This is a genomic window from Deinococcus aetherius, assembly GCF_025997855.1.
Classification (GTDB): domain Bacteria; phylum Deinococcota; class Deinococci; order Deinococcales; family Deinococcaceae; genus Deinococcus; species Deinococcus aetherius.
In genome coordinates this window covers 2,325,639-2,351,156 of the sequence record NZ_AP026560.1, presented here as the reverse complement: position 1 = coordinate 2,351,156, position 25,518 = coordinate 2,325,639, and the positions used below count along the sequence as shown (strand labels likewise).

At 69.3% G+C, this 25,518-nt stretch carries 26 protein-coding genes and 1 tRNA gene; 13 read left to right on the top strand and 14 right to left on the bottom strand.

Annotation, left to right across the window (positions count from 1 at the left end):
- Nucleotides 1–63 precede the first annotated feature (63 nt).
- Nucleotides 64–1,725 (top strand): PASTA domain-containing protein, encoded by a 1,662-nt coding sequence (locus DAETH_RS11910; protein ID WP_264775109.1) that lies wholly within the window; start codon nucleotides 64–66, stop codon nucleotides 1,723–1,725.
- A gap of 130 nt (nucleotides 1,726–1,855) precedes the next feature.
- Here the strand turns inward: DAETH_RS11910 and DAETH_RS11905 are convergent, their stop codons facing one another.
- Together DAETH_RS11905 and prfA are read right to left on the bottom strand one after the other, a co-directional pair.
- Nucleotides 1,856–2,359, bottom strand: coding sequence for an NUDIX hydrolase (locus DAETH_RS11905; RefSeq protein ID WP_102127072.1), 504 nt, complete (start codon nucleotides 2,357–2,359; stop codon nucleotides 1,856–1,858).
- A complete protein-coding gene (gene prfA / locus DAETH_RS11900; protein ID WP_264775108.1) occupies nucleotides 2,346–3,470 on the bottom strand; it encodes a peptide chain release factor 1 in 1,125 nt (374 codons plus the stop codon). The genes DAETH_RS11905 and prfA overlap by 14 nt, the downstream gene beginning before the upstream one ends.
- Before the next feature lie 182 nt (nucleotides 3,471–3,652).
- Between prfA and DAETH_RS11895 the strand changes: the two genes are divergently transcribed.
- Nucleotides 3,653–4,615, top strand: coding sequence for a homoserine dehydrogenase (locus DAETH_RS11895; protein ID WP_264775107.1), 963 nt, complete (start codon nucleotides 3,653–3,655; stop codon nucleotides 4,613–4,615).
- A gap of 579 nt (nucleotides 4,616–5,194) precedes the next feature.
- Here the strand turns inward: DAETH_RS11895 and DAETH_RS11890 are convergent.
- Entirely contained in the window at nucleotides 5,195–6,640 is a 1,446-nt protein-coding gene (locus DAETH_RS11890; RefSeq protein WP_264775106.1) for a glycoside hydrolase family 13 protein, read from the bottom strand.
- Nucleotides 6,641–6,698: 58 nt separating this feature from the next.
- Nucleotides 6,699–7,997, bottom strand: coding sequence for an HD domain-containing protein (locus DAETH_RS11885; RefSeq protein ID WP_264775105.1), 1,299 nt, complete (start codon nucleotides 7,995–7,997; stop codon nucleotides 6,699–6,701).
- Nucleotides 7,998–8,091: 94 nt separating this feature from the next.
- Between DAETH_RS11885 and DAETH_RS11880 the strand changes: the two genes are divergently transcribed.
- Nucleotides 8,092–8,166 (top strand) — tRNA-Ala (locus DAETH_RS11880).
- 122 nt (nucleotides 8,167–8,288) lie between these two features.
- Here DAETH_RS11880 and DAETH_RS11875 read toward each other — a convergent pair.
- On the bottom strand, nucleotides 8,289–8,894 hold the full coding sequence (locus tag DAETH_RS11875; protein WP_264775104.1) for a TetR/AcrR family transcriptional regulator: 606 nt from the start codon (nucleotides 8,892–8,894) through the stop codon (nucleotides 8,289–8,291).
- Nucleotides 8,895–9,049: 155 nt separating this feature from the next.
- On the opposite strand from DAETH_RS11875, the gene paaA reads away from it, so the two are divergent.
- The 5 genes from paaA (at nucleotide 9,050) to DAETH_RS11850 (ending at nucleotide 12,829) form a co-directional block, all read left to right on the top strand.
- Nucleotides 9,050–10,012 carry a 1,2-phenylacetyl-CoA epoxidase subunit PaaA gene (gene paaA / locus DAETH_RS11870; RefSeq protein ID WP_264775103.1) on the top strand — a complete coding sequence of 321 codons (963 nt, stop codon included), beginning with the start codon at nucleotides 9,050–9,052 and terminating at the stop codon, nucleotides 10,010–10,012.
- 147 nt (nucleotides 10,013–10,159) lie between these two features.
- Complete coding sequence (locus tag DAETH_RS11865; protein WP_264775102.1) at nucleotides 10,160–10,801, top strand: phenylacetic acid degradation protein; 642 nt, start codon at nucleotides 10,160–10,162, stop codon at nucleotides 10,799–10,801.
- On the top strand, nucleotides 10,798–11,607 hold the full coding sequence (paaC, locus tag DAETH_RS11860) for a 1,2-phenylacetyl-CoA epoxidase subunit PaaC (protein ID WP_264775101.1): 810 nt from the start codon (nucleotides 10,798–10,800) through the stop codon (nucleotides 11,605–11,607). The genes DAETH_RS11865 and paaC overlap by 4 nt, the downstream gene beginning before the upstream one ends.
- Nucleotides 11,607–12,113 carry a 1,2-phenylacetyl-CoA epoxidase subunit PaaD gene (paaD, locus tag DAETH_RS11855; RefSeq protein WP_264775100.1) on the top strand — a complete coding sequence of 169 codons (507 nt, stop codon included), beginning with the start codon at nucleotides 11,607–11,609 and terminating at the stop codon, nucleotides 12,111–12,113. The genes paaC and paaD overlap by 1 nt, the downstream gene beginning before the upstream one ends.
- Nucleotides 12,110–12,829: a CBS domain-containing protein gene (locus tag DAETH_RS11850; RefSeq protein WP_264775099.1), complete on the top strand. Its 720-nt coding sequence runs from the start codon at nucleotides 12,110–12,112 to the stop codon at nucleotides 12,827–12,829. The genes paaD and DAETH_RS11850 overlap by 4 nt, the downstream gene beginning before the upstream one ends.
- Nucleotides 12,830–12,931: 102 nt before the next feature.
- Here the strand turns inward: DAETH_RS11850 and map are convergent, their stop codons facing one another.
- Complete coding sequence (gene map / locus DAETH_RS11845) at nucleotides 12,932–13,675, bottom strand: type I methionyl aminopeptidase (protein ID WP_264775098.1); 744 nt, start codon at nucleotides 13,673–13,675, stop codon at nucleotides 12,932–12,934.
- Nucleotides 13,676–13,706: 31 nt separating this feature from the next.
- Between map and paaZ the strand changes: the two genes are divergently transcribed.
- The 4 genes from paaZ to DAETH_RS11825 are packed head-to-tail and all read left to right on the top strand — an operon-like array spanning nucleotide 13,707 to nucleotide 18,369.
- Nucleotides 13,707–15,782 (top strand): phenylacetic acid degradation bifunctional protein PaaZ, encoded by a 2,076-nt coding sequence (gene paaZ, locus DAETH_RS11840; protein ID WP_264775097.1) that lies wholly within the window; start codon nucleotides 13,707–13,709, stop codon nucleotides 15,780–15,782.
- Nucleotides 15,783–15,801: 19 nt separating this feature from the next.
- The gene (locus tag DAETH_RS11835; RefSeq protein ID WP_264775096.1) at nucleotides 15,802–17,082 is read left to right on the top strand and encodes an AMP-binding protein; all 1,281 of its coding nucleotides are present in this window, start codon (nucleotides 15,802–15,804) and stop codon (nucleotides 17,080–17,082) included.
- Entirely contained in the window at nucleotides 17,079–17,903 is an 825-nt protein-coding gene (locus DAETH_RS11830) for an enoyl-CoA hydratase/isomerase family protein (protein WP_264775095.1), read from the top strand. Before DAETH_RS11835 ends, DAETH_RS11830 begins: the two co-directional genes overlap by 4 nt.
- A 46-nt stretch (nucleotides 17,904–17,949) precedes the next feature.
- A complete protein-coding gene (locus DAETH_RS11825) occupies nucleotides 17,950–18,369 on the top strand; it encodes an META domain-containing protein (RefSeq protein ID WP_264775094.1) in 420 nt (139 codons plus the stop codon).
- A 23-nt stretch (nucleotides 18,370–18,392) separates the two neighbouring features.
- Here DAETH_RS11825 and DAETH_RS11820 read toward each other — a convergent pair whose 3' ends face one another.
- From DAETH_RS11820 to DAETH_RS11795, 6 genes are read right to left on the bottom strand one after another with little or no spacing between them, the layout of a single operon-like run.
- Nucleotides 18,393–19,223, bottom strand: a complete 831-nt coding sequence (locus tag DAETH_RS11820) for a metallophosphoesterase (protein WP_264775093.1) — start codon at nucleotides 19,221–19,223, stop codon at nucleotides 18,393–18,395.
- Nucleotides 19,220–20,473, bottom strand: coding sequence for a dihydroorotase (locus DAETH_RS11815; RefSeq protein WP_264775092.1), 1,254 nt, complete (start codon nucleotides 20,471–20,473; stop codon nucleotides 19,220–19,222). The genes DAETH_RS11820 and DAETH_RS11815 overlap by 4 nt, the downstream gene beginning before the upstream one ends.
- Nucleotides 20,474–20,483: 10 nt before the next feature.
- Nucleotides 20,484–20,909, bottom strand: coding sequence for a DUF3995 domain-containing protein (locus DAETH_RS11810; protein WP_264775091.1), 426 nt, complete (start codon nucleotides 20,907–20,909; stop codon nucleotides 20,484–20,486).
- Between the two features lie 50 nt (nucleotides 20,910–20,959).
- Nucleotides 20,960–21,901, bottom strand: coding sequence for an aspartate carbamoyltransferase catalytic subunit (locus DAETH_RS11805; RefSeq protein WP_264775090.1), 942 nt, complete (start codon nucleotides 21,899–21,901; stop codon nucleotides 20,960–20,962).
- Nucleotides 21,898–22,446 (bottom strand): bifunctional pyr operon transcriptional regulator/uracil phosphoribosyltransferase PyrR, encoded by a 549-nt coding sequence (gene pyrR, locus DAETH_RS11800; protein WP_264775089.1) that lies wholly within the window; start codon nucleotides 22,444–22,446, stop codon nucleotides 21,898–21,900. The genes DAETH_RS11805 and pyrR overlap by 4 nt, the downstream gene beginning before the upstream one ends.
- Nucleotides 22,443–22,565, bottom strand: a complete 123-nt coding sequence (locus DAETH_RS11795; RefSeq protein WP_264775088.1) for a hypothetical protein — start codon at nucleotides 22,563–22,565, stop codon at nucleotides 22,443–22,445. Before DAETH_RS11795 ends, pyrR begins: the two co-directional genes overlap by 4 nt.
- Nucleotides 22,566–22,834: 269 nt before the next feature.
- On the opposite strand from DAETH_RS11795, the gene DAETH_RS11790 reads away from it, so the two are divergent.
- Nucleotides 22,835–23,356, top strand: coding sequence for an Hsp20/alpha crystallin family protein (locus tag DAETH_RS11790; RefSeq protein WP_264775087.1), 522 nt, complete (start codon nucleotides 22,835–22,837; stop codon nucleotides 23,354–23,356).
- Between the two features lie 76 nt (nucleotides 23,357–23,432).
- On the opposite strand, the gene DAETH_RS11785 is transcribed toward DAETH_RS11790, so the two are convergent.
- Entirely contained in the window at nucleotides 23,433–24,362 is a 930-nt protein-coding gene (locus tag DAETH_RS11785) for an NAD(P)/FAD-dependent oxidoreductase (protein ID WP_264775086.1), read from the bottom strand.
- 327 nt (nucleotides 24,363–24,689) lie between these two features.
- Nucleotides 24,690–25,517, bottom strand: a complete 828-nt coding sequence (locus tag DAETH_RS11780) for an ATP-binding cassette domain-containing protein (RefSeq protein WP_264775085.1) — start codon at nucleotides 25,515–25,517, stop codon at nucleotides 24,690–24,692.
- Nucleotide 25,518 lies beyond the last annotated feature (1 nt).

The following is a 25,518-nucleotide window of genomic DNA, read 5'->3' as shown; positions in this document are numbered from 1 at the left end:
GGTGACCGCTGACGGCTCCCCCGCCACCCCACCCTCACCCGGCCGCGCTATCCTGGGCGGCGAATGACGGCACAGGCAGGGGTCATCGACGGGAAGTACGAGGTCGTCCGCGAACTCGGGCGGGAGGGCAACGTGACCCTCAGCGAGGTGCGCTCGGGGGAGGGTGTGACCCGGCGCCTGGCGTGGTTCGAGGTGTCCACCCCCGAGGGCCGCCAGGGCTTCCACGCCTACCGCTCGGCCCTGCGCGCCATCGAACCGGCGGGGCTGACCGACGTGGTCGCCCGGCCCGGCGCGTATTACGCGGTGTGGCAACCGGTGGCGGGGATGCCCCTTTCCGAGTTCGCCACCCAGCCCAAGAAGCAGGAGGAGACGCTCGACGCCGTGCGCGCCCTCGCCGCCCGCCTCGCCGAGCACGGGTACGCCCTGCCTGACGCGGACGTGGTGATCGACGGGCGCGAGCCCCGTGTGGCGTACCTGCGTCCCGCGCCGGGGGGCCGCTCTCCCGAGGAGGTCGTCCGGCTGAGCGAGGCGGCCCTTGCTGCTCTGAACGGGGGAAAGATACGGCGCAAACGTGAGCGGCAGCCCGACGCGTGGCTGGCCTTCGTGCCGGGGCTGCTGCTGCTGGGCGGGGCGGTGTACCTGGGGGCCCAGGCGGCGCAGATCTACCTCAACCCCCCCGTGCGCGAGGTGGTGGCGGTGGCGGGTAAGGGGGCGCAGGCCGCCGCCGAGAGCCTGACCGGGGCGGGCTTCCGGGTGGAGTACACCCTGGGTGACGCGAACAACGTGCCCATCGGCGCGGTAATCCGCCAGGACCCGGCGGCGGGCACCCAGCTTCCGGTGGGGCGCCTGGTCACCCTGACGGTGAACAACCCGCCCAGCCTGAGCGTGCCGCGTCTGGAGGAACTCACGGTCGCGCAGGCCCGAGCCGCGCTGCGGGACTCGTCCCTGACCCTGGGGCAGGTGTACCGGGTGGACGGCACCCTGACGAACACGCCGGAGGGCCGCATCGTCGCCCAGGTGCCCGAGTCGGGCGCGAACCTGCAACGCGGGCAGCCTGTCCAGATTCTCGTCTCGACCGGCGTGCGCGGCCAGGACACCTGGATCGCCGACCTGACCGGGCTCCCGTACCAGGCCGCCCGCGAGCACGCCCGCGCGGCCGGGCTGGTCGTCAACCGGGTGGTGGAGCGCGCGAGCGACGCCCCCGAGAACACCGTGCTGGAGCAAAAACCCGCCCCCTACGTGCGCGTCCCGGTGGGCAGCCCGGTCACCCTGACGGTCGCCGTCGCCCGGTACAGTACCCCCAGCCGCCCGGCGGGAAGCCTCCCCCTGCCCCCGCAGCCCCCCACCCCCGAGACCCCCGACACGCCCGAGGCAGTGCCGGGCGAGCCCACCACGCCTCCCGCCGGAACGGACGCCGGGCAGGCCAACGCCGAACCGCTCGCGCCCGAGAACATCCCCGCCACCCCGCTGCCGACGCCCGAGGGGAACGCCACCGGCGGGGAGGAACGTACCGTGAACTTCCGGTACGTCTTCCCCAGCGACCTCCCGGCCGGGACGTACACCATCGCCGTGCGCGACTCGAACGGGGAACGCGAGATCCTGGCTGCCACAGACGGCGGCCAGCTCGCAGGCGCCACCGCCGAGCAGCGCGACATCCAGGTCACGGGCGACGCCGTGTTCGTGATCCGGCAGAACGGGGCGGAGTACACGACGGTCACGCCGTAGGCATCTGGTTGGGGGTCGTGCGGCGTTTCGCTTTTCCCCACCCCGCGAACCTCCACCCCAGGCACGCGTCCTCCCGAAACGCTCCGGCCCGCCCGGACCTCCTTCTTGTCCGGGCGGGCCGTCCCTTTCCTCAGCGCGACGACGTTTCTGACTTCAGCGGTGGCACACGCAGGCCGCCGCGCCCGTCCCAGCCCTTGAAGGCGTAGAAGCGGCCCGGCTCGCCCGTCCGCAGGTAGTCGCTCAGCGGCTCGCGCATGGGGGGCGACTCCAGCCGTTCCAGCGCCTCGTCGGGGGTGCAAAACCTCGCCTCCACGATGAAGCCGTCGGGGTCGGCGGGGTTCAGCAGCCCCTCCCAGGTCGCCTCGAAGGCGACGGCGATGGCGCGTTCTCCCCGGCGCTCGTCCTCGATGTGGACGGTGTAGGCCATGTGCTTGATGCCGGTGAGCTTGAGGCCCGTCTCCTCGGCGATCTCGCGGTAGAGGGCTTCGAGCAGGGTCTCGCCCGACTCCACCACCCCGCCCGGCAGGGTGTAGCGCACCCGACCGAGCCCCTGCCAGTCGTTCCCGACGAGGAGCACCCGCCCGAAGCGGTCGCGCAGCACCCCGGCGGCGACGAGGAGGTCACGCCGCCCCATACTGCCCGCCCCCGTCCGCGCCGCCCATCTCCAGCAGTTGCCGCTCGCGCTCGTCCCGTGCGAGGGCCGCCACGACCGGCGCCAGTCCCCCCGCCATCACCGTTTCCAGCGCGAAGTTCTTGACCTCGCCCTCCAGCCGGTGATCGGTCACCCGGTTCTGCGGGTAGTTGTAGGTCCTGATCTTCTCGCTGCGCTCCCCCGTCCCGACCTGCGAGGCGCGCGTCTGGCGTTCCTGTTCCTCCCGGGCGGCCCTTTCCCGCTCGGCGAGGCGCGAGGTGAGGACGAGCAGCGCCTTCTCGCGGTTCTTGATCTGCGAGCGGCCGTCCTGGCACACGACCACGATCTCGTCGGAGGTCCCGGCGCGGTACACGGCGCGCACGGCGGAGTCGGTCGTGTTGACCCCCTGCCCGCCCGCCCCCTGCGAGCGGAACACGTCGATTCGCACCTCCGAGAGGTCGAGCCCCACCTCCCCCTGCTCGGCCTCGGGCAGCACGGCGACCGTCACCGTGCTCGTGTGGATGCGGCCCTGCGACTCGGTGGCGGGCACGCGCTGCACCCGGTGGACGCCCCGCTCCCACTTGAAGGCCCGGAAGGCGAAGTCCCCCGTCACCTCGGCGACCACCTTGCTCGCGCCGCCCAGGTCGCTCTCCGAAGCGTCGAGGACGCCCAGCTTGAGGCCCAGCCCCTCGGCGTAGCGGGTGTACATCCGCAGCAGATCGACGACGAAAAGGCCCGCCTCCGCGCCTCCCGCCCCGGCCCGCAGCTCCAGAATCACGTCCTTGGCGTCGTCGGGGTCGGTGGGGAGAAGCAGGACTTCCAGCTCGGCGTCGATCTCGGTGAGGCGGTGAGTCAGGGTCTCGACCTCGCCCGCCGCCAGCTCGCGCATGTCGGCGTCGGCGAGGAGTTCGCGGGCGCCCTCCAGGTCACTGAGCACCGCCTCCCGCTCGCGGTGGAGGGTGACGAGCGGCAGGAGTTCGCGGTGACGGCGGGTCAGCCGGGCGTATTCCCGACCGTCGGCGAGGGCCGCCGGGTCGCCGAGCGCCCGCTCGACCATGCCGAATTCGGAGGCCAGCTCCTCCAGGCGGCCTCCACGTCTCGCGTCCCTTACCACGGCGGACGCGACCAGATGAGCGCAAGGGTGGACACAGGCATCATGAACCCAGTCTAGCGCCCGACCCGGCTAGACGACCGGAAGGCCGCCCCTATTCCTTACCAGCACTGCCCCCCAGGATTGCCCCCTCGGTCTAACCCGCCCGCCGCCGCTTTCCTCCGGCCGACGTTACATTCCGGGGGATGAGAACCGTCACGGTGGGCGTGCTGGGTTGCGGCACGGTGGGACAGGACGTGCTGCACCTCCTGCGGCGCCGCAAAGACATCTTCGACAACCTCGGCGTGCGGGTCGAGGTGGCGGGCGTGCTCGTGCGCGACACGGCCAAGGCTCGCAGCGTCCCGGGGGGCACGCCGCTCACCACCGACCCCACCTTCCTCCAGGAGTGCGGTGTGGTGATCGAGGCGCTGGGCGGCATCGACTCTCCTCTCGCCCTGTTGCGGCCCTACCTGCGTTCCGACCGCCCCGTCATTACCGCCAACAAGGCCCTCCTCGCCGAGCGGTGGGACGAGTTGCGCGAGTACGCCCTGGACGGCCGTCTCTACTACGAGGCGTCGGTGATGGCGGGCACCCCGGTCATCGGCCCGATGAGCACCGTCCTGCGCGCGAGCACCTTCGTGCGGCTCCAGGCGGTCCTCAACGGCACCTGCAACTACATCCTCACCCAGATGGAGGGGGGCAAGACGTACGCGCAGGCGCTGGAGGAGGCCCAGGCCCTCGGCTACGCGGAGGACCCGCCCACCCTCGATGTCGGCGGCTTCGACACCGCCCACAAGCTCACCGTGCTCGCCCGCTTCTGCGCGGATGGGAACTTTCCCTACGAGGCCGTCCAGATCGAGGGCATCGAGGGCGTCACCCTGGACGACGTGGCTGAGGCGCGGGCGGCGGGGCAGCGGATCAAGCTGGTCGCCGAACTCGCGCGGGACGGGGACGGCTGGCACGCCCGGGTCTCGCCACAGCGCCTCCCCGAGACCCACCCTCTCTGTACGGCGGGGGCGAGCCGCAACGCGCTCGTCTACGAGGGGGAGGAGAGCGGCACCCTGATCTTCGCGGGGGGCGGGGCAGGGGGGATGGTCACGGCCTCGGCGATGGTGGGCGATCTGCTCGATTGGCTTATCGGGTTCCCGGGGCATGTGCCGCTGCATTGAGGAGGGTGAGGGGTTGAGGGGCAGGGCGTCGTGCCACGGTTTGCCCCCACCCCCCAGCCCCCTATCCCCAGGGGGGGCAGGGGGAGCTTTCCGCTGCGCTCGGCAAGGACACACGGGCGGCGCGGGTGGACGTGTTCCTCTGAACGCAACGTGTGATCTTGTCGCGTCCCGTCTGCGAGCCCACCGTCTCGCTGCGCGAGCAAGGCGGGGTCGTGGGCCAGGATCGTCCACTCACTTCCACTGATGGGGTGTCAGGATTCGCGTTTTGAAGAGCGAAGGCTTCAGCATCTTTTCTCCCTCCCCTTGCGGGACTCGTAGAGCTGTTTGCAGAGAGGGCTGGGGAGAGGGGGCGTGTGACCACCTCCAATGCCCTTTGCCACCCAATACGCTGTCTTTTTGCTCCTCCCCCCCTGTGGGGGAGGCTGGGAGGGGGGGCGTGCCACCAATCCCGCCGCCAGGAGGTTGCCCGCGCCTCCTCCCCCTCGTGGGAAACTCGCAGAGCTGCGAAGCGGAGGGGAAGCCCTCACCGCCTGCTCAGTTCCCGGCTCAAGGCGCCCCCCAACCTTCAAAACGTCATCGTCATGCCCGAACCAGCACCACCGCTCCACGCCCCGGAACCTCGACCTCGGTGTTGCCGCCCAGTTCGAGGGTCCGCCCACTCAACACGTCACGGTACGTGCCCGGCTGCACGTCGGTGAGAGGAATGCGGGCGCAGTCCCCGGCGCAGTTGAGGGCGACGTGGGCGTTCCCCTCCGCGTGCTCCCGGGTGTAGGCAAGGTGGTCGCCCCGCGCGTGGGTGACCTGGAAGGTGCCGCGCCGCAGGGCCGGGCTGGCGTGACGGGCGGCGGTGAGGGTGCGGGTCAGGTCGAGGGTCTGGCGGTCCCAGCTCGCCTCGTCGTGCCAGGGGAAGGCGCGGCGGCAGTCGGGGTCGGGGCCGCCGTGGAGGCCCACCTCGTCGCCGTAGTAGATGCAGGGGGCGCCGAGGTAGGTCATCTGGAAGACGGTGGCGAGGCGGTACGCCGTGGCGTCGCCTCCCACGGCGGTCAGGTAGCGGGCCGTGTCGTGTGAGCCCAGCAGGTTGAGCTGCGCGGCCACGATGTCGGGGTGGTAGAGCCGGGTGACCTCCGTCATGCGGCGGGCGAAGGCGGCGGCGTCCATCGGCTCCACGCGGCCCGTGCCGCTGCGCTCGTTCATGGGGTGGTCGAGCGTCCGGGCGCCGAAAAAGGCCAGGCAGGGGCGGGTGAAGTGGTAGTTCATCACCGCGTCGAACTGGTCCCCGGCAAGCCAGCGGTGCGCGTCGCCCCAGATTTCGCCCACGATGTAGGCCTCGGGGTTGATGGCCTTGACCCGGCGGCGGAACTCGCGCCAGAACTCGTCGTCGTCGATCTCGTTGGGCACGTCGAGGCGCCAGCCGTCGATCCCGAAGCGCGTCCAGTACTCGGCCACGTCCCACAGAAATTCGCGGACGGCGGGGTTGTCCGTGTTGAACTTGGGGAGTGCCCTGTTTCCCCACCAGGCCTGATACCCGGCGGGCCCGCCGCCGTCGTAGGCGTGAAGGGGCCAGCCCGAAACGTGGAACCAGTCGTGGTAGGCGCTGTCCGGGCCCTGCTCGAGCAGGTCGTTGAACTGGAAAAAGCCCCGGCTCGCGTGGTTGAACACCCCGTCGAGCACCACCCGGATGCCCCGCGCGTGCGCCTCGCCCAGGAGGTGCCGCAGCGCCTCGTCCCCGCCCAGCATGGGGTCCACTCGGAAGTAGTCGTGGGTGTGGTAGCGGTGGTTCGAGGCCGATTGGAAGACCGGGCAGAAGTAGATGGCGCTCACCCCGAGAGCCTGGAGATGGTCGAGGTGTTCGGCCACGCCCCACAGGTCGCCGCCCATGTAGCCGTGAATCTGCGGCGGGCCGCCCCACGGCTGGAGGCTAAGCCCCCGGACGCGTCCGCTCCGCGCGAAGCGGTCGGGGAAGATCTGGTAGAAGACGGCGTCCTTGACCCACTCGGGCGTGACGGGGGGCGACTCGGGGCTCATCGGGAGGCAGGATAACGAGCGCGGCCGTACCGAACCGTCACCGGGCGGGGAAGCAACGTTAACCCTCCCCGGCCCGCGAGAGAACCAGCGCCCGCGCCTCCCCGGAGGTCCGCACCTCTCCCACGGCCTGCGCCTCCGCCACCTCCCGCAGCGCCCGGCCGACGGCGGGACCGGGGCCGATTCCCAGCAGCGCCATCACGTCCTCACCGGTAAGAAGGGGAGGGGGCGCGGCGGGCTGCTCCTCCAGCGCCGCAAGCACCCGGTCCATCGCTTGCGTATAGGCGTGCCGGATCGCGGGGTGGCTGTCCGGTCCCCGCGCCGCCTCCCGGTCGGCGAGCATCAGGCGCAGCAGGTCGGGCAGGAGGTTTCGGCGGCGGTGGACGAACCGCCGGGCCTCGCGCTCCCCCGCCGGAAGCGGGGCCATGTGCGCCCGCACCAGGGCCGAGGCCCGCTCCACCTGCGCGGAGGGCAGCCGCAGCCGCGTGAGCATCTGCCCCGTCAGCGCCGCGCCGATCCTGTCGTGCTCGTAGAAGGTGGTGCGGCCCGACCGAGGGTTGGTGCCCCGGGCGCGCGGTTTGCCGACATCGTGCAGCAGGGTGGCCCAGCGCAGGGGCAGGTCGGCGTCCGGGAAGCGCGCGAGAAGCTGGTGCAGCGCCTCCACGCCATGCCCGAACACGTCGAGGTGGTGAAACCCCCCCTGCACGACCCCGATGCCCTCCCGCAACTCGGGGAGGGTCAGGGCGAGCAGGCCCAGGTCCTCCAGCCGCAGGATGCCGCGCGCCGCCGCCTTGTGGGCAAGCAGCGCGTGCAGCTCCTCGCGCACCCGCTCGGGCGCGGGCATGGGGAGTCTTCCCGCTGCCAGTTCAACCGCGACCGCCCGCACCTCGGTTTCCGTCGCCGCCTCCAGCCGGAAGCCGAGGGCGATCTCGAAGCGCACGGCCCGCCACGCCCGCAGGGGGTCCGCGCGCAGGTTCGCCGCCGACACCATCCGTAGTCGCCGGGCGCGCAGGTCGGCACGTCCGCCGGATGGGTCGAGCACGGCGTGCCTCTCGGTGAGCGCGAGCGCGTTCACCGTGAAGTCGCGCCGCAGCAGGTCGTCCGCCATATCCTCCGGGAGAGGCACGAAATCGTGCTGCACCCCGTCCCCCGCGTGAACCCGCCAGTACCCGCGCTCCTCGTCGAGCGGGAAGGCCGAGCCTCCCAGCGCCGCCGCCAGCGTCCGCGCCGCGCCTTCCGGGTCAGGGGCCGCCCAGTCGAAGTCCTTGGGCTCGGCGCCGCGCAGCCAGTCGCGGGCGGCGCCGCCCACGAGCAGGGCGCCCGGCGGGAAGGGAGGCAGGGGAGGGCGGCGGCGGAACATGGGGGACATGCTAGCGGGGGGTGTGAACCGTTATTGTCGGCGTGTTGGCTTAAGCCTTGCCTCGCCTCCCGGGCTCTGCTAGCCTGGGGCCGCTGGGGATTTAGCTCAGCGGGAGAGCATCCGCTTTGCAAGCGGAGGGTCTGGGGTTCGAATCCCCAAATCTCCACCAGCCAGAAAGCCGCGCCGCGAGCGCGGTTTTTCTTTTGGTCGGTGGAGGATCACCGCTTTGCAATGCGCGGAGCAGAAGCACCGGGTTCCAAAACGGCCGGGTGATACCGCCCGCGAGGACAGTCACCCCTCTTCGCGCCGCGCCTCGATTCCCCGCAGGAGCAGCGCCGCGAAAGTCTCCGCCACCTCCTGCGGCCCGAGGTTCCCCTGCGGCTTGAACCAGTTGGGCAGCCAGTTCGCCCCCGACAGTGCGAGGACGGCGGTGAGCTTGACATCCGTCTCCGGCACGAAGTATCCCGCCGCCACGCCGTCGCGGATGATGTCGCGGAACACGCGCTCCACCGCGTCCCGCCGCGCCTTGACCTGTGCCTGACGCTCGGGGGGCAGTTGCCGCCACTCGCTGAACAGCACCGTCGCGTATTCCAGGTTGCGGGTGACGACCTGCGTGTAGGCCGTCAGCGCGGAACGCAGCCGCCCGGAGGGGGAGAGGGACTCATCCTCTGCCGGGCGCAGGGCCTCGTCGAACTCGTCGGCGACGCGGCTGACGATGCCCCACAGCAGTTCCTCCTTGCCCTCGATGTGCGAGTACAGGCTGCCCGCCTTGATCCCCAGCGCGGCGGCGATGTCGCGCATGGACGTGGCGCGGTACCCAACCTCCGAGAACAGCCGGGCCGCCGTGCGGTAAATCTGCTCCTTGCGTTCGGAGGAAGGGCCGGGGGCCGTCGTCATCTCCCGCGCAGGGTAGCAGGTAGGACAGGCCGGGCAGGCGCCGGGCAGCCGGATTTGACGCCGCCCCTCCACTTTCCTATAATTGCCTAACTACTGTTAGTTCGACCCTCGCGAGTCGTCCCCGCTCCACCCGCAGGTCACCCAGGAGGTTTCCCATGACCACGCCTATGGACAGTGCCATCACGGAGACTGCCGAACAGCACGCCGCGTTCGAAGCCCGCATCGCCCGAGGCGAGAAGATCGAGCCCGGTGACTGGATGCCCGCCGGGTACCGCCGCCAGCTCATCCGCATGATCTCCCAGCACGCGCACTCCGAGGTCGTGGGGATGCTGCCCGAGGGCGAGTGGATCACCCGCGCCCCCAGCCTCAAGCGCAAGACCATCCTGATCGCCAAGGTGCAGGACGAGGCGGGGCACGGCCAGTACCTCTACCACGCCGCCGAGACGCTGGGCGCGACCCGCGAGGAGATGCTGGACGCCCTGCTGAGCGGCAGGGCGAAATATTCGAGCATCTTCAACTATCCGACCCACACCTGGGCCGACGTGGGCATGATCGGCTGGCTGGTGGACGGCGCGGCGATCAAGAACCAGACGATGCTCGCCGGGTGCTCCTACGGTCCCTACAGCCGGGCGATGGTTCGCATCTGCTCGGAGGAAACCTTCCACCACAAGCAGGGCAAGGAGATGATCGTCACCTACGCGCAGGGCACGCCCGAGCAGCGCCAGATGGCGCAGGAGGCGTTGAACCGCTGGTGGTGGCCTGCCCTGATGATGCTCGGCCCGCACGACGCCGACAGCCCGAACACGGGCGCCCTCGCCAAGTGGGGCATCAAGCTCAAGACGAACGACGAGGTGCGCCAGGAGTTCATCAACGAGCACGTCCCCGAGTTGCTGGAGGCGGGCCTGACCATCCCCGACCCCGACCTGCACCAGGACGCGGACGGCAACTGGCGGCACGGGCCGATCAACTGGGACGAGTTCTGGGCGGTGATCAAGGGGCAGCAAGGGCTCAACAAGGAACGTCTCGGCGCCCGCCAGAAGGCCCACGAGGACGGTGCCTGGGTGCGCGAGGCCATGCAGGCGTACGCGGCTCGGCAGGTCACGCAGGCGGCGGACTGAGCTGAAGGCAGACCCCTCAGTCAGCTTCGCTGACAGCTCCCCTGAGAGGAGAGCCGAGCGGGCACTTTGCCTCCCCTTTAAGGGGAGGTGCCCCGAAGGGGCGGAGGGGTCAGACGCGGCGCCCCCGCCCACCAAGGACCCCAACCCATGACCCAGCCTCAGCCCATCCCCGATACCCAATGGTCCCGCTGGGAGGTCTTCAAGCAGGACGCGCCAAACCGGCCCTGGCAGGCGGTGGGGAGCGTCCACGCGGGGGACCCCGACCACGCCCTGCTCACCGCCCGCAACGTCTTCGCGCGGCGCCCCTCCGCCGTGAGCCTCTGGACGGTGCGGGAGAGCGACATTCTGACCGCCACCCCCGAGGAACTGGAGACGCGCCCCGAGGTGCAGGACACCCCCGGTGAGGCGGGCACCTACCACCTGGGGCTCAAGCGGACCCACAAACGCTCCATGACCTTCGTCGATCTGGTGGGCACGCTGGAGGCGAGCGGCCCCGGAGACGCGCTGCGCCAGGCGCGGGAGGCACACCCGGACGCGCTGACCTGGCTCGTCTTCCCCGAATCCGGCGTTGTCCGCACGGATGATGACCCCGGCACAGTGGAAAGCTGGTTTGCGCCCGCCAAGGACAAGACCTACAAGCAGCAGCAGTACTACGGGGTGATCGGCAAGCATGTCGGTGAACTCAAGCGCGAGGGCAAGATGCCGGGGCGCGTGAACGAGGAACCCCACGTCGGCGACCACAAGGTCTACGACCACCCGCACGACAAGGCGCCGAAGGTGCAGCGATGACGCTGAGCGGTCAGCCATCAGCCGTCAGCAGTCAGCAGGGGACGCTTACGCCCCAGCTTCAAGCTGTGTTGATCCGCAAGCTCACCGCCCTCGCCGACGACGAGATCATCCTGGCGCACAGAGGCGGCGAGTGGACCGGGCACGCGCCTATCCTCGAAGAGGACATTGCCCTCGCCAACATCGCGCAGGACGAGTTGGGGCACGCCACGCTCTACCTCGACCTGCGGCGTGCGCTCGACGGTTCCGACGCTGATCAGCTCGCCTTCTTCCGGAACGCGGGCGAGTTCACGAACGTCCGCCTCGTCGAACTCCCGAAGGGCGATTGGGCCTTCACGATGCTGCGCCAGTTCCTCTTCGACGCTTACGAGGCGCTGTGGCTGGACGCGGCGCGGGGAAGCACCTACGCCCCGCTCGCCGAGGTCGCCGCCAAGGCGGTGCGCGAGGAGAGGTTCCACCTCCAGCACACCGCCCTGTGGGTGGAGCGCCTGGCCCTCGGGACCGAGGAGAGCCGCCGCCGCACGCAGAACGCGCTGGATGAGCTGTGGCCCCACGTCGCCCAACTGTTCGCCCCGGTGCCCGGTGAGGCGGAACTCGTGGCCGCTGGAATCGTCCCCGACCTCGGGGAAGTCCGCGCCCGCTGGGAGGGCTTCGTGGTGCCTCACCTCACTGGGAAGTGTGGCCTTCTCCTGCCGCTGACCCTGGCCGATGCGGCGGAAGGGCGGGACGTGCACACCGAACACCTCGCCCCCCTCCTCGCCGAGATGCAGGGCGTGGCGCGGCAGCACGCGAACGCGGAGGTGTGGTGATGGAGCGGTCAGCGATCAGCCGTCAGCTTTCAGCAGATGATGTGTGGGCCGCCCTCGCCCACGTCCCCGACCCTGAGATTCCCGTCGTGTCCGTCACCGATATGGGCATGGTGCGGGATGTGGCAGTGGATGGCAGGCGGGTGACGGTCACGTTTACCCCCACCTTCTCCGGCTGCCCCGCGTTGCACGTCATCCGCGAGTCCATCGGCGAGGCGGTGAGGGCCCTGGGCGTGCCCGACGTGGAGGTTCGCAGCACCCTCACGCCCCCCTGGACGACCGACTGGATACAGCCCGACGCCCGCGAGCGGCTGCGCCAGTACGGCATCGCGCCACCCGCCCCCGCCGGAGACACCCCCCTCATCACCCTCGACCCCGAACCCACCCGCTGTCCCCGCTGCGGCTCGCTGAACGTGAGGATGACGGCCAGCTTCGGCCCGACGCTGTGCAAGCGGCTGTACGTGTGCGAAAGCTGCAAGGAGCCGTTCGAGGGGTTTAAGAGTGTATGACGGGGACTGCGTTACTACCGCCTGAAGAGGCGGCTTACTATTTAAAGCTGTTCCGTCAAGCTAGATACAAAACTTTAGAGGACGCTGAGGACTTCAAAAGCGTTTGTTACGCGCTTGAAGAATTTGGACGCCGCCTAACGGGCGCCCATCAGAACGGTTTGGGTCGGTACAGTGTTGCCCTGAAGAGCTTTGTAGGGCGGCATAATAAAGTTGAATTTGACGCGCTATTTTCCGTTGTCAAAGCTGCCAGGAACGACGTTTCTCACCAAGGAGTCTTTGCGAGGAATCTTGCGTCGAAGGCTGCAAAGTTGGTAACTATTATAGAGGAGGAGTTGTACACTATGACTACGCTAGTGCGTCACGTTATGGTTGAAGGTGTAGTTTTTGTACAGCCCTTTCACACCCTTTCCAAAGTTAGGGAAATAATGCTTGAGAACTCGTTTTCTCATCTGCCAGTGAAGATTGATAACGAGTTCCTCCTTATATCAGACCATCACATTGTCAAACTGTGGAGCGCTAGTAATTTAACAAGCAACCAAAAATATGTTGAACCACTCATAGCATTAGCTCAACTGCCAGACTTGCCGAGTGTTGGGAAAATACGAGAGAGTGATCCCGTGCCGACAGCATACCAAACAATGCAGGGTTTGCCTCTTCTTGTCTTGGATAATAATGACAACCCTGTAGGCATTCTTACGCCTTTTGATTTGCTCTAACACGAGAAATTTTATGATTACCCTTACCATCATAACATTTTTCGCCCCGCCTCCCACGTCTACGGCACCTGGCACGCCGACGCCATTTGAGAGCGTGTGACTTCAGGCCGTCAAAATCAGCGGCGCACCCTTGGTGATCATGATGGTGTGTTCAAAATGGGCGGCGATGCCCCCGTCCGTCGTGGAGATCGTCCAGCCGTCCCGCAGAGTTTTTGTGCGCCAGTTTCGACCGCTGGAAACCATCGGCTCGACGGCGATCACCAGCCCCTCGTGCAAGGGTTTCTGGAGCGCCGGGTGGTAGAAGTTGGGCACCTCCGGCTTTTCGTGAATGGCCCGGCCCACACCATGCCCTTGCAATTCGCGCAGCAGGGTGAAGCCACGTCGCGCCACTTCCGTTTCAATCGCCCTGCCGATGCCGTTCAGGGGGCGGCCCGCGCGGGCTGCCTTCATGGCCTGGGCAAACGCGGCTTCGGCACAAGCGATCAGACGAGTGGCGACAGGCGACACTGGAGGCACGGCGACCGTCACCGCCGCGTCGGCGACGTAGCCCCCCACGTTTGGCGTGACATCAATGCACACCACGTCGCCCGCCGCGAGAGGCCGATGCGTCGGCAGGCCATGAACGATGTCCTCGTTCACGCTGACGAACACGTTCACGGGAGCGTTGTACTCGGCGCGGGGAGCGGAAAAAGCGCCATACTGGGCAAAAATCTCGCCCGCCAGCGTGTCCAGATCGGCAGGGGTAATGCCGGGTTCCACAGCAGTCTTGAGCGCCTCAAGCGTTCTGGCAACCACTTTCCCCGCCAGCTTCATGCCTTCCAGGTCACGCTCGTTGTTGATCGTCATACGCGATTCTAGTCCGGCACCAAGGAGCCCCATGACCACCCTCCCCACCCCCGACATCCTCCGCCCCGCCTCCTACGTCTACGGCACCTGGCACGCGGGCGCCGACGGGCAGACGCTCGTGGACGCCGTGTATGGCCGCCCCGTGGCCGTCATCTCCTCCGAGGGGGTGGATTTCGGCGAGGCGCTGCGCTACGGGCGCGAGGTGGGCGGCCCGGCGATCCGGCGGCTGACCTTCCACGCGCGGGCGCGGGCTTTGAAAGCGCTGGCGTCGTATCTGCTGGAGCGCAAGGAGGACTACTACACCCTCAACCTGCTGACGGGCGCGACCCGGCGCGACGGCTGGGTGGACATCGAGGGCGGGATCGGGACCCTGTTCAGCTACGCGAGCATGGCCCGCCGTGACCTGCCCGACGAACGCTTCCTGCCCGAAGGCCAGGTGGAGCGGCTGGGGAAGGGCGGGACCTTCGTGGGCCGCCACCTCCTCGTGCCGCGTGAGGGCGTGGCGGTGCAGATCAACGCCTACAACTTCCCAGTGTGGGGGATGCTGGAAAAGCTCGCGCAGGCGTTCGTCGGCGGGATGCCCAGCTTTGTCAAGCCCGCGCCGCAGACCGCCTACCTCACCGAGCGGGTGGTGCGCGACATCATCGCCTCGGGGCTGCTGCCGGAGGGGGCGCTGCAACTCGTGACGGGGGAGCCCGGCGACCTCCTCGACCACCTGGAGGAGCAGGACCTCGTGGCCTTCACGGGCTCGGCGGCGACCGCAGCGAAGCTCAAGGTCCACCCCACCATCGTCGCCCGCAACGTGCCCTTCAACACCGAGGCCGACAGCCTCAACGCCTCCGTGCTGGGCCTCACCGTGCAGCCCGGGGACCCCGAGTTCGCCCTGTACGTGAAGGAGGTGGCGCGCGAGATCACGAGCAAGGCCGGGCAGAAATGCACCGCGATCCGCCGCGCCATCGTCCCGCGTGACCGGGTGGAGGAGGTCGTGGAGGCCCTGCGCCGCGAACTCGGCAAGGTGACCCTGGGTGACCCTGCCCGCGACGACGTGCGGATGGGTGCCCTCGTCAGCACCGGGCAGCGCGAGCGGGTGCAGGGGACGCTGGACGCCCTGAAAGCCGAAACGAGCGTCGTCATCGGCGGCGAGGAACGTGAGCTGCTGGGCGGCGACCGCGAGAAGGGCGCCTTCCTCGACCCCACCGTGCTGCTGTGCGAGTCGCCCCTCACGGCGCGGGGCCCGCACGAGCTGGAGGCGTTCGGCCCGGTCGCCACCCTGCTCCCCTACGACACGCTGGAGGACGCCGCCCGCCTCGCCCGGATGGGCCGGGGCTCGCTGGTGGGAAGCATAGTCACCTTTGATCGCACCGAGGCCACCGAACTCGTCCTCGGGTTGAGCAGCACGCACGGGAGATTGCTCGTCCTCAACCGGGAGAACGCGGGGGAGAGCACCGGGCACGGGTCGCCACTTCCGCAACTCAAGCACGGCGGCCCTGGTCGCGCAGGCAGCGGTGAGGAATTGGCTGGCCTCTCGGGCGTGCGGCACCACATGAACAAGGTCGCCGTGCAGGCCGACCCCACCACCCTCACCGCCGTCACGCGCGAGTACGTGCCGGGGGCGCAGGTGCGCGAGGACGTGGTGCATCCCTTCCGCAAGACCTTCGAGGAGTTGCAGGTCGGGGACAGCCTCCTCACCCCGCGCCGCACCGTGACGGAGGCGGACGTTATGGCCTTCGCGGGCCTGAGCGGCGACCGCTTCTACGCGCACACGGACGAGATCGGGGCGCGGGAGAGCCTGTTCGGGCGGCGGGTGGCGCACGGGTACTTCGTGCTGAGTGCGGCGGCGGGGCTGTTCGTGGACCCGGGGGTGGGGCCGGTGCTGGCGAATTATGGGTTAGAAAATCTCCGGTTCACCGAGCCCGTGGGCTTTGGCGACACCATCCGCGCCCGCCTGACGGTGCAGAGCAAGACGGCGAAGGACCCGAGGCCCAGTGAGCCCGCCACCGGGGTCGTGAAGTGGCGGGTGGACGTGACCAACCAGAACGAGGTGCTCGTGGCGACGTACTCCATCCTGACGCTCGTGGCGCGGGAGGTGGGGGAGACCCATGCCTAACCCGGCGATACACTCAGCCATGTTCAACCCATCTGCGGAGGCCATGCCACTTCCGGCCCTGCGTGCCCTGCAACTGGAACGCCTGCAAGCCACGGTCGCCCGCCTGAACGAGCGCGTGCCCGCCTACCGGGAGAAGTTCGCCCAGGCCGGGGTCACCCCCGAAGACCTGAGGACGCTCGACGACCTGCGGCGCTTCCCCTTCACCCGCAAGAGCGACCTGCGCGACGGCTACCCGTTCGGTCTGTGCTCGGTCCCCCGCTCCGAGTTGCGCCGCGTCCACGCTTCCAGTGGCACGAGCGGCAAGCCCACCGTCGTCGGGTACGACGAGAACGATCTGGAGGTCTTTTCCGAGGTCGTGGCCCGCAGCCTCCATGCCGCAGGGGCGCGGCCCGGGATGCTCTTCCACAACGCCTACGGTTACGGCCTCTTCACGGGCGGGCTGGGAACGCACGCGGGCGGCGAGCGGTTGGGGCTGGGCGTGATTCCCGTGTCGGGCGGCGGCACCGAGCGACAGGTGCAGATCATCGAGGACCTGGAGCCCGAGGTGATCGCCTGCACGCCGAGCTACGCCCTCGTCCTCGCCGACGCGCTGGCCCGGCGGGGGCACACCCCGGAGACCCTCAGCCTGAAATACGCCGTCCTGGGCGCCGAGCCCTGGTCCGAGACGATGCGGCAGGAGGTGCAGGCCCGCCTGGGTGTGAAGGCCACCAACATCTACGGCCTCTCCGAGATCATCGGCCCCGGCGTCAGCAATGAGGACGCGGACGAGCAGCGGGGGAGTTACCTCTGGGAGGACCACTTCTACCCGGAGATCGTTGATCCCGAAACCGGCGAAGTGCTGCCCGACGGCGAGTACGGCGTCCTCGTCCTCACCTCCATGACGCGCACCGCCCTGCCGCTGCTGCGCTATTGGACGGGCGACATCACCTGCCTGCTCCCGGGCGAGAACGCGACGGGCCGCACGATGCGCCGTATGGACGCCATCCGGGGCCGCAGCGACGACATGATCATCCTGCGCGGGGTGAACGTGTACCCCACCCAGATCGAGGCGGTCCTCGCGCACCTCAACGAGGTCAGCCCGCACTACCAGCTCGTGCTCTCCCGCTCCGGCATGATGGACGAACTGCTGCTGCGGGTGGAGAGCACGCGCCTAGACGGGCCGCTCGGCCACGAGATCGTGCGGCTCGTCAAGACCCAGGTGGGCGTCTCCATCGGCTGCGAGCTGTGCGAACCCGGCACCCTGCCCCGCAGCGAGGGCAGCAAGCTGCGGCGCGTCGTGGACCTGCGGGAGAGCCGTTGAGCGCCCCCGACCTCACACCCTACCGGGAGCGGTTCGCGTCGCTGAAGTTCGGGGCGCACTCGGGCGGCATCCTCGAACTCATCCTGTCCAACGAGAAGACGCTGAACTCCGCCGACGCCACCATGCACCGCGACCTCGCCTACGTGTGGCGCGAGGTGGACCTCGACCCCGGGGTGCGCTGCGTAGTCGTGCGCGGGGAGGGCCGGGGCTTTTCCTCGGGCGGGGACCTGGGGCTGGTGGCGGAGATGGCCCAGTCATGGGAAACCCGCGCCCGGGTGCACAAGGAAGCGCGCGATCTCGTCTACAACGTCCTCAACTGCTCCAAGCCCGTCGTAAGCGCCATCCACGGGCCGTGTGTCGGTGCCGGGCTCGCGGTCGCCCTACTCGCCGACATCAGCCTCGCCTCGCCGAATGCGCGCATCCTCGACGGTCACACCCGGCTGGGGGTCGCCGCCGGGGACCACGCCGTGATCATCTGGCCGCTGCTGTGCGGGCTGAACAAGGCCAAGTATTACCTGCTGCTCAACGAGCCGCTGAGCGGGGCGGAGGCGGAACGGATCGGGCTGGTGAGCCTGTGCGTGCCGGAGGAGGAACTGCTCGACCGTGCCTTCGCCGTCGCCCGGCGCCTCTCACAGGGGAGTCAGACCGCCGTCCGCTGGACGAAGGAGGCGCTGAACAACTGGCTGCGGCTGGCGGGGCCGAGTTTCGACGCCTCGCTGGCGCTGGAGTTCCTGGGCTTCTCCGGGCCGGACGTACATGAGGGCGTGGCGTCCCTGCGGGAGAAGCGCCCGCCGAACTTCCCCGATGCGGCCGACGGCTGAAGCCGGACTGTCAGAACCTCATCACCCTCTTGCCCCACCCTGGGGTATGCGTCCTTTCCTCCTCCTGGTGACCCTGGCGGCGATGGTCCAGTCTGCACGGGCGGCCACGCCGGGCCCCCTGAGTGGCACCTGGCAACTCACGAACGTGCAGGGCTTCGGGAGCGGCCGGGTGTCTCCGGGCACGGCCTACCTCGTGGTCTCGGGCGGCGCGGTGCAAGGCCGCTTCGGGTGTGGGACCTTCGCCGGGTCCGCCCAGGCGGCCGAGAACCGGGTGAGGCTTGATGTCCGGCCCCTCACGCCCGCTCCCGGGGACCGCTGCCCCTTCGCCATCCCGGAGGCGTTCCTCGGCGCCCTGAATGCCTCGGAGCAGTACGTCATGAGCGAGGGGGCGGGGCAACTCGTGCTGTTCTCCAAGGCGGCCCGTCTGACCTTCGAGCGCCCGGGAGGCTCGGGCGACGGACGCTGACGATCCCGCCCAGGTTCCGCCCTTCAGCCGGGCACGAAATCGAACACGACGACCTCGGGCGGGCAGTTCAGCCGGAAGGGAAGGGTCGTTACGCCGAGCCCGCGTGAGACGAAGCCGGGCGCCGGACCCTGCACGAACCCGGAGGCGAAGCGCCGCCCGAAGCGGCTGGACGTGACGAGGGGCCCGACGAGGGGCAGGCACACCTGTCCCCCGTGTGTGTGGCCGCACAGGCTCAGGCCGACGCGCCCGGGCACCTCGGGCAGGAGGTCGGGGGTGTGGCTCATGAGGAGCACGGCGCCCCCGGCCGGGGCTTGGCTCAGAGCCGCCTCAAGTCTCACCTCTCCCCGCCGCAGATCGTCCACGCCCGCCAGGAACACGTCCTCCCGCAGCGGCGCCCCCTCGTTGCGCAGGATGCGGATGCCTGCCCGCCGGAGCTTCCCTGCGAAAGCCTCGCGCGCCGCCTCGGTGGACCTGCCTTCGCGGTGGGCCGCCCGGCGGAGGTAGGCAAGGTCGTGGTTGCCCCAGACCCCCCACACGCCCAGAGGGGCGCGCAGCCGGGCGAGTTCTTCGAACAGGGGTTCCAGAGAGGACGTGCCGCGCCGGTCCACGAAGTCCCCCGTCACGAGCACCACATCGGGCCGCAGGGCCAGCGCCGCGTCCACCCACCCTCGCACCGACCCGCGCCCCATATAGGGCCCGTAGTGGAGGTCCGAGAGCTGGACGACCCGCAGCGGTGAGCGCAGGCCGGGAAGCTCGTGCCGGTGATGGTTGACCTCGAAGGTGTAGGCCTGGGCGAGCGCGACTCCCGTCAGGGCACTCAGCCCCAGCCCCACCGTCCAGGCTGCCCGTCTCAACCCTCCCGCCTGAACGCCACCTTCCCTCCCACCACCGTGAGGGTCGGCCAGCCCCTTAACGTCTCGCCCGCCCAGGGGGTGAACTTCGCCTTGCTCCTGAACTCGGCCGGATTGACCTCCCGCTCCGTGTCGAGGTCGAGGACCACGAGGTCGGCGGGGGCGCCCTCCTCTAGCGTCGGCTCGGGCCAGCCCATGACCCGGGCCGGGGCGGCGGTCATCAGGTCCAGAAGCCTCTCCAGCCCCAGCCGCTCCCCGAAGCGCGTCCACATCAGCGGGAAGGCGATCTCGATGTACGCGATGCCGGAGGGCGCGCTCAAGAGGTCGCGCTCCTTCTCCGCCCGGGTGTGCGGCGCGTGGTCGGTGGCGAGGCAGTCCACCGTGCCGTCGAGCAGCCCTTCGAGAAGGTGGTCGGCGTCCGCCTGGGTCCGCAGCGGCGGGGCCACCTTGTAGATCGCGTCGAAGCTCCGCAGCGCCTCGTCTGTCAGCGTCAGGTGGTGCGGGCAGACCTCGCAGGTGACCGGCAGGCCGCGCCCCTTCGCCTCCCGCACGAGGTCGAGCGCGCGGGCCGTGCTGAGGTGCTGGACGTGCAGCCGCGCGCCCGTCTGTGCCACGATCTCCAGGTCGCGGGCCACGCGCGCCGCCTCCGCTGCCGCCGGGTTGCCGGGCAGGCCCAGTTCCTCGGACACCGGTCCCTCGTTCATCACCCCGTCGGCGCGCAGGGAGGCGTCCTCGGCGTGGACGCTCACGACCATGCCGAGCGAGCGGGCGTATTCCAGCCCCAGGCGCAGCACGCGGGCATTCTCGTTCGTGCGCCCGTCGTCGGTGAACATGGCGGCCCCCGCCTCCCTGAGGTAGGTCAGCTCGGAGAGTTGCTCCCCCTGCTGCCCCTTCGTCAGCGCCGCCGCCGGGCGCAAGCGGGCGAAGCCCAGCCCCTCCGCCCGCTCGATCAGCGCCCGCAGGGTGGCTGGATCGTCCACGACCGGGGACGTGTTCGGCATGCAGACGACCGTCCCGTACCCCCCCGCCGCCGCCGCCGCGAGCCCCGAGGCCAGGTCTTCCTTCTCCGTCTGCCCCGGCTCGCGCAGGTGGGCGTGGAGTTCGACCAGCGCAGGCGCGACTGTGCCGCCCCCCCCGTCGATCACTTCCCCGAGTTCGCCGAGGTTCCAGCCTTTGATGACGCCGTTCTCGACAGTGACGGATTCGAGCCGTTCGGAGCCGGGGCGTTTGATGTTAGTGATGGTTAGAGTCACAAATAACCTCTTATGTACGTACAGGACGGGAAAGCCACAGATGCAATACCAACGCCGCACCCCAGAGCAAAAACAGTGGGTCCCAGAGGGCTGCGTGCCCCAGCATGGCCGAACGGTTATACCCTGGCGAGGCAACCAGACCGCTCAGGACGCCCCAGGCCACCAATGTGTTGACGCCACCGTACAGGATCAGGAACACACCGCCCACCCAACTGATGCCGCGCCAGAGCTTCGGCCAGGGCAGACGATCCTGCCCGTTCAATACAGGAAGAATGGCCGCTGCCGCCTTGAACAACGCGATCAACCCCAGTGAAGCCCCCACACTCAAGGGCCCTGACTTCAACAATTCCCGTGGTCCCTGGCCCACCGTTTCCAGTAGCCAGCGTCCGCCCAGTGCCCAGTACAGGCTGAACGCCGCGTGGATCAGACCCAGCACACAGGCAAGTTGGAGGGGTGAGAGGGCAACACGGGGCATCGCCCTCACGCTTACTCCCGCCCCACCAGCAGGTGATACAGCACGCTCATCCGCACGGCCTGCCCGTTTTCCACCTGCCGCACGATGCGGCTGCGCGGCCCGTCGGCCACGTCCGAGCTGATCTCCACGTCGCGGTTCATGGGGCCGGGGTGTAAGGCGATGGCGCCGCTCTCGGCCTCCCGCATCAGGGACTCGTTGACCTGGTAGGTGTCGGCGTACTCCTGAAGGCTGGCGAGGTATCCGGCGTCCATCCGCTCCTGCTGGAGCCGCAGGGCCATGACGGCGTGCGCGCCCCGCACGGCCTCGCGGGGATCGGTCGTCAGCGTCACGCCGGGCAGGTGGGCGAGCCCTTCGGGGAGGAGGGTCGCCGGGCCGCACAGCACAACCCTCGCCCCCAGCTTGGGCAGCAGTTCCGCGTTGCTGCGCGCCACCCGCGAGTGCCGCACGTCGCCGACGATGGCGACCGTCAGGCCCTCCAGCGTGCCGAACTCCTGCCGCACCGTGTAGGCGTCGAGGAGGGCCTGGGTGGGGTGCGCCCGCCGCCCGTCGCCCGCGTTGACCACGGGTTTGCCGGAGTAACGCGCCACCAGATGCGCCGCCCCCGCCGCGTGGTGCCGCACGACGTAGGCGTCCACCTTGTAGGCGGTCAGGACCTCCACGGTGTCGCGCAGGGACTCGCCCTTCGAGAGGCTGCTCGCGCCCGCCGCGAAACTCACCACGTCCGCGCTCATGCGCCGGGCGGCCAGCTCGAAGGAGACACGCGTGCGGGTGGAGTTCTCGAAAAAGGCCGTGCAGACCGTCAGCCCTTGCAGCGCCGGGACCTTCCTCACCGGGCGGTCGAGCACCTGATTCATCGTGTCCGCGTTGTCGAGGAGGGCGGTCAGCCGCTCGCGCGACCACCCCTGAAAGTCGAGCAGGTGCCGGGGTCGGGCGGAGGTGATGGAGGCCGTCATCGCTGGGCCTCCAGGTCGTGCAACTCCACGAGGTCCACCCCGTCCGTCTCGGTGAGCCTCACTTTCACGACCTCGGAGCGGGCGCTGGGAAGGTTCTTGCCCACGTAGTCGGCGCGGATCGGGAGTTCGCGGTGCCCCCGGTCCACCAGGACGGCGAGCTGGATGCTCTCGGGGCGGCCCAGGTCGATCAAGGCGTCGAGGGCGGCGCGCACGGTGCGCCCGGTGTACAGCACGTCGTCCACCAGGACCACCCGGCGCCGGGCGAGGTCGAAGGGCACCTGCGTCTCGCGGATGATGGGCTGATGGGCGATCTCCGTCAGGTCGTCCCGGTAGAGGGTGATGTCGAGCCTGCCGGTCGGGACGTCCACGCCCTCCAGCTCGCTCAGCTTCGCCGCTAGCCGCCCGGCGAGCGGGATGCCGCGCGTGTGAATGCCGATCAGGGCGAGGTTCTCCGCGCCTTTGTTGCGCTCCACGATCTCGTGCGCGATGCGGGTCAGCGCCCGGCGCACCTCGTCGGCGGTGAGGATGGTGGCTTTCGGCGTCACTGGCGTTCCGCCTTGCAGAAAGTAGAAGGCAGCAGGCCAAGGCGCCCGGAGCCTTCCGCCTCCTGCCCATAAAAAACGCCGCCCAGCCCACGCTGACGGCCCACCAGATCACGTTGCATCTTCGCTCCTTCTCCTGCCTCACGGGGCGGGTGCGGTCTCACGGGGCCGCTGAGAAAGGCCGGGGGGCGTGTGTGCTCACCCGCTGCCCCGGGGAGTGTACACCGGAGCGCAGCAGGCTGGGAGGGGAGGGCCCAGGCTCAGCCTTGCTTGCCCTCTTTAAGACGCATTAAACTTGACACGCAGGCACTCAGGTTTTAATCTATGAGCAGTTGAGCGGGAGGCACTGCGAGAGCCGCCGAGCCGCTTCCAGTCACAGGAGGTAACGACCTTGATGCGTTTTGACCCTTTCCGTGAGATCGAAGAACTGACCCAGCGTATGGACCGCGCCTTCGGGAACGGGATCGCCGCTCAGACCGCGAGGCTGGCGCCCCCCGTGGATGTGCACGAGGACGAGGGAGGGCTGGAGCTGACGCTCGACCTGCCCGGCGTGCAGCCCGCTGACATCCAGATCGAGGCCGAGAACCAGACGCTGACCGTGCAGGCCAAGCGGAACTACACCCGGGGCGAGGGCCGCACCGCCCACCGCGTCGAGCGGGCGTACGGGACCTTCTCCCGCACCTTCAGCGTGCCCGCGAAGTACGACCTCACCAAGGTCGAGGCCGAGTTCGACCACGGCACCCTGACCCTGCGCGTGCCCCGCAGTGAAGCCGCCCAGAAGCGCACCGTGCAGGTTCGCACGGGCGGGCAACTGAGCGCCCCGAAGACCGTGGACGCCGCCCAGACCACCCCCGCCACCTCGGACACGCCTGCGACCGAGACGCAGAACGCCGAAGTCTCCCAGGGCGCGTAACCCCCATCACACCAAGCTCCCGCCGAGGTTCGCCCCGGCGGGAGCTTGCGTTGTGCGGGTTGCGGGCCAGGGAAGGTCAGCGCCCCGTGGCGACGGCCTGCCTCCGGGCGTCCGCGAAGATCAACTCGTTGTTCAACGTGGCGGCGGCGAGCGCGCCCCCGGCGACCGCCTGCGCCACCTGCTGGAGAGGTCCGGTCATGTCACCCGCTGCGTACACGCCGGGCACGCTGGTCTGCCCGCCAGGCTGGGTGTTCACATACACGCCGTCCTCTGTACACGCGCACCCCAACTCGGTCGGAAGCGTGGAGCGTTGCTCCTGCCGGGGCCCGACGAACAGGGCCGAGCGCGCGAGACTCCCGCCGCCCTGAAACACCACCCGCTGGAGCTGCGGCCCCGGACCTTCGAGCCGCTCGACCGCCGACTCGATCACCTCGATTCCGAGGGCCGAGAGCTGGTGGCGTTGATCTGCCGTCATCTCAGCAGGGCCGCCCGTCAGCAGGACCAGGTCGGGCGACCAGTGGTGCAGCAGCACGGCCTGGTGAAAGGCCATATCTCCCCGGCCATACACGGCGATGGGCTCGTCCCGCACCTCCCAGCCGTGGCAGTACGGGCAGTGGTGGACGCTCTGGCCCCACCGCTCGCGCAGGCCCGGCACCTCGGGGAGAAGGTCGCGGACACCCGAGGCGAGCAGCAGACGGCGTGCCTCCACCAACTCGCCGCCCGCCAGCTCGACCTGGAAGCCTTCGGGGAGGGCTCGCGCTCCTGCCGCCGCCACGGGCCGAACCTCGACGCCGTAGGGGATGAGCTGTTCGCGGGCGATCCGCAGGAGTTCGGCGGGCAGCGTGCCGTCGCGGGTCAGGAAGCCGTGCGCGGCGTCGGCGGGAGCGTTGCGGGGCGGGCCGCCGTCCAGCACGAGCACCGAGCGGCAGGCCCGCCCCAGCACGAGGGCGGCGCTGAGACCGGCGTTGCTGGCGCCGACCACGATCACGTCGTAGGAAGTTTTCATGTCTTGTTCTCGCTTCGCGTGGGAAGAGGGGGAGACCTCGGCGTGTTCGGCGCCAGGGTCGAGGGGGCAATGGGGTCAGCGTGACCTCTGTCAGCAGCTTGTTGCTGCCCGGAAGATGGCGGTCAAGCCACCCTTCCGGCCACACCGCTAGCTGGAATCCCAGAGTTTTCCCACGCAACGAGCGCAGCGGCACCGGCAGAGACGGGGGCTTCTATGCCTCCCCGTCCTGCTCGATGCTGGTATTGATAACACGCTCTCAATAAAGACGAGATGCTGCCCCCTGTCAAGTGGGGACAGCACGAATGAGGGGTGCTCTGCCGGTCGGCCTCAGGCGAGCACATCCGGCGAGAGCTTGGAGGGTTCCAGGGCGCCCGTCATCACCGACACGGTGTCCGCCATGCTGAGCTTGCGCGGGTTGACGACCGCCGCGCGGCGCCCGAGTCGCTGGATGTGGATGCGGTCGGCGATCTCGAAGACGTGGGGCATGTTGTGGCTGATGATGATGACGGGCAGCCCCTTGTCGCGCACCCGGCGGATCAGGTCGAGCACCATGTTGCCCTCCTTCACGCCGAGGGCAGCGGTCGGCTCGTCCATGATGACGACGTGCCGGGCGAAGGCCGCGCTTCTCGCCACCGCCACCCCCTGCCGCTGCCCGCCGGATAGCGTCTCGACGGGCTGGGTCATCGAGCGGATGGAGAACTGGAGGGTCTTCATGTGCTCGGTCGCCTCGGTCAGCATCCGCTTCTTGTCGATCAGGCGCAGCATCCGCCCGAGTGAGCCGCCCCGGTGCAGCTCGCGGCCCAGGAACAGGTTCTCGGCGATGGTCATGGCGGGCGCGACGGCGAGGTCCTGGTACACCGTCTCGATGCCCTGCCGCCGCGCGTCGATGGGACTGCGGAAGTGGACGGGCTTGCCGTCGAGGAAAATCTGGCCGCTGTCGGGGACCACGGCCCCCGAGAGTGCCTTGATCAGGCTCGACTTGCCCGCCCCGTTGTCGCCGATGACCGCCAGGATTTCGCCCTGGCGCAGCTCGAAGTCCACGCCGTCGAGGGCGGTGACGTGTCCGTAGCGTTTGACGAGCTGCCGTGCCTCGAAGACGGTGGGGGCGGCGGGGCTAGCCTGAACGGCACTGGCCTGCGAAGGGTAGGTCTGCATC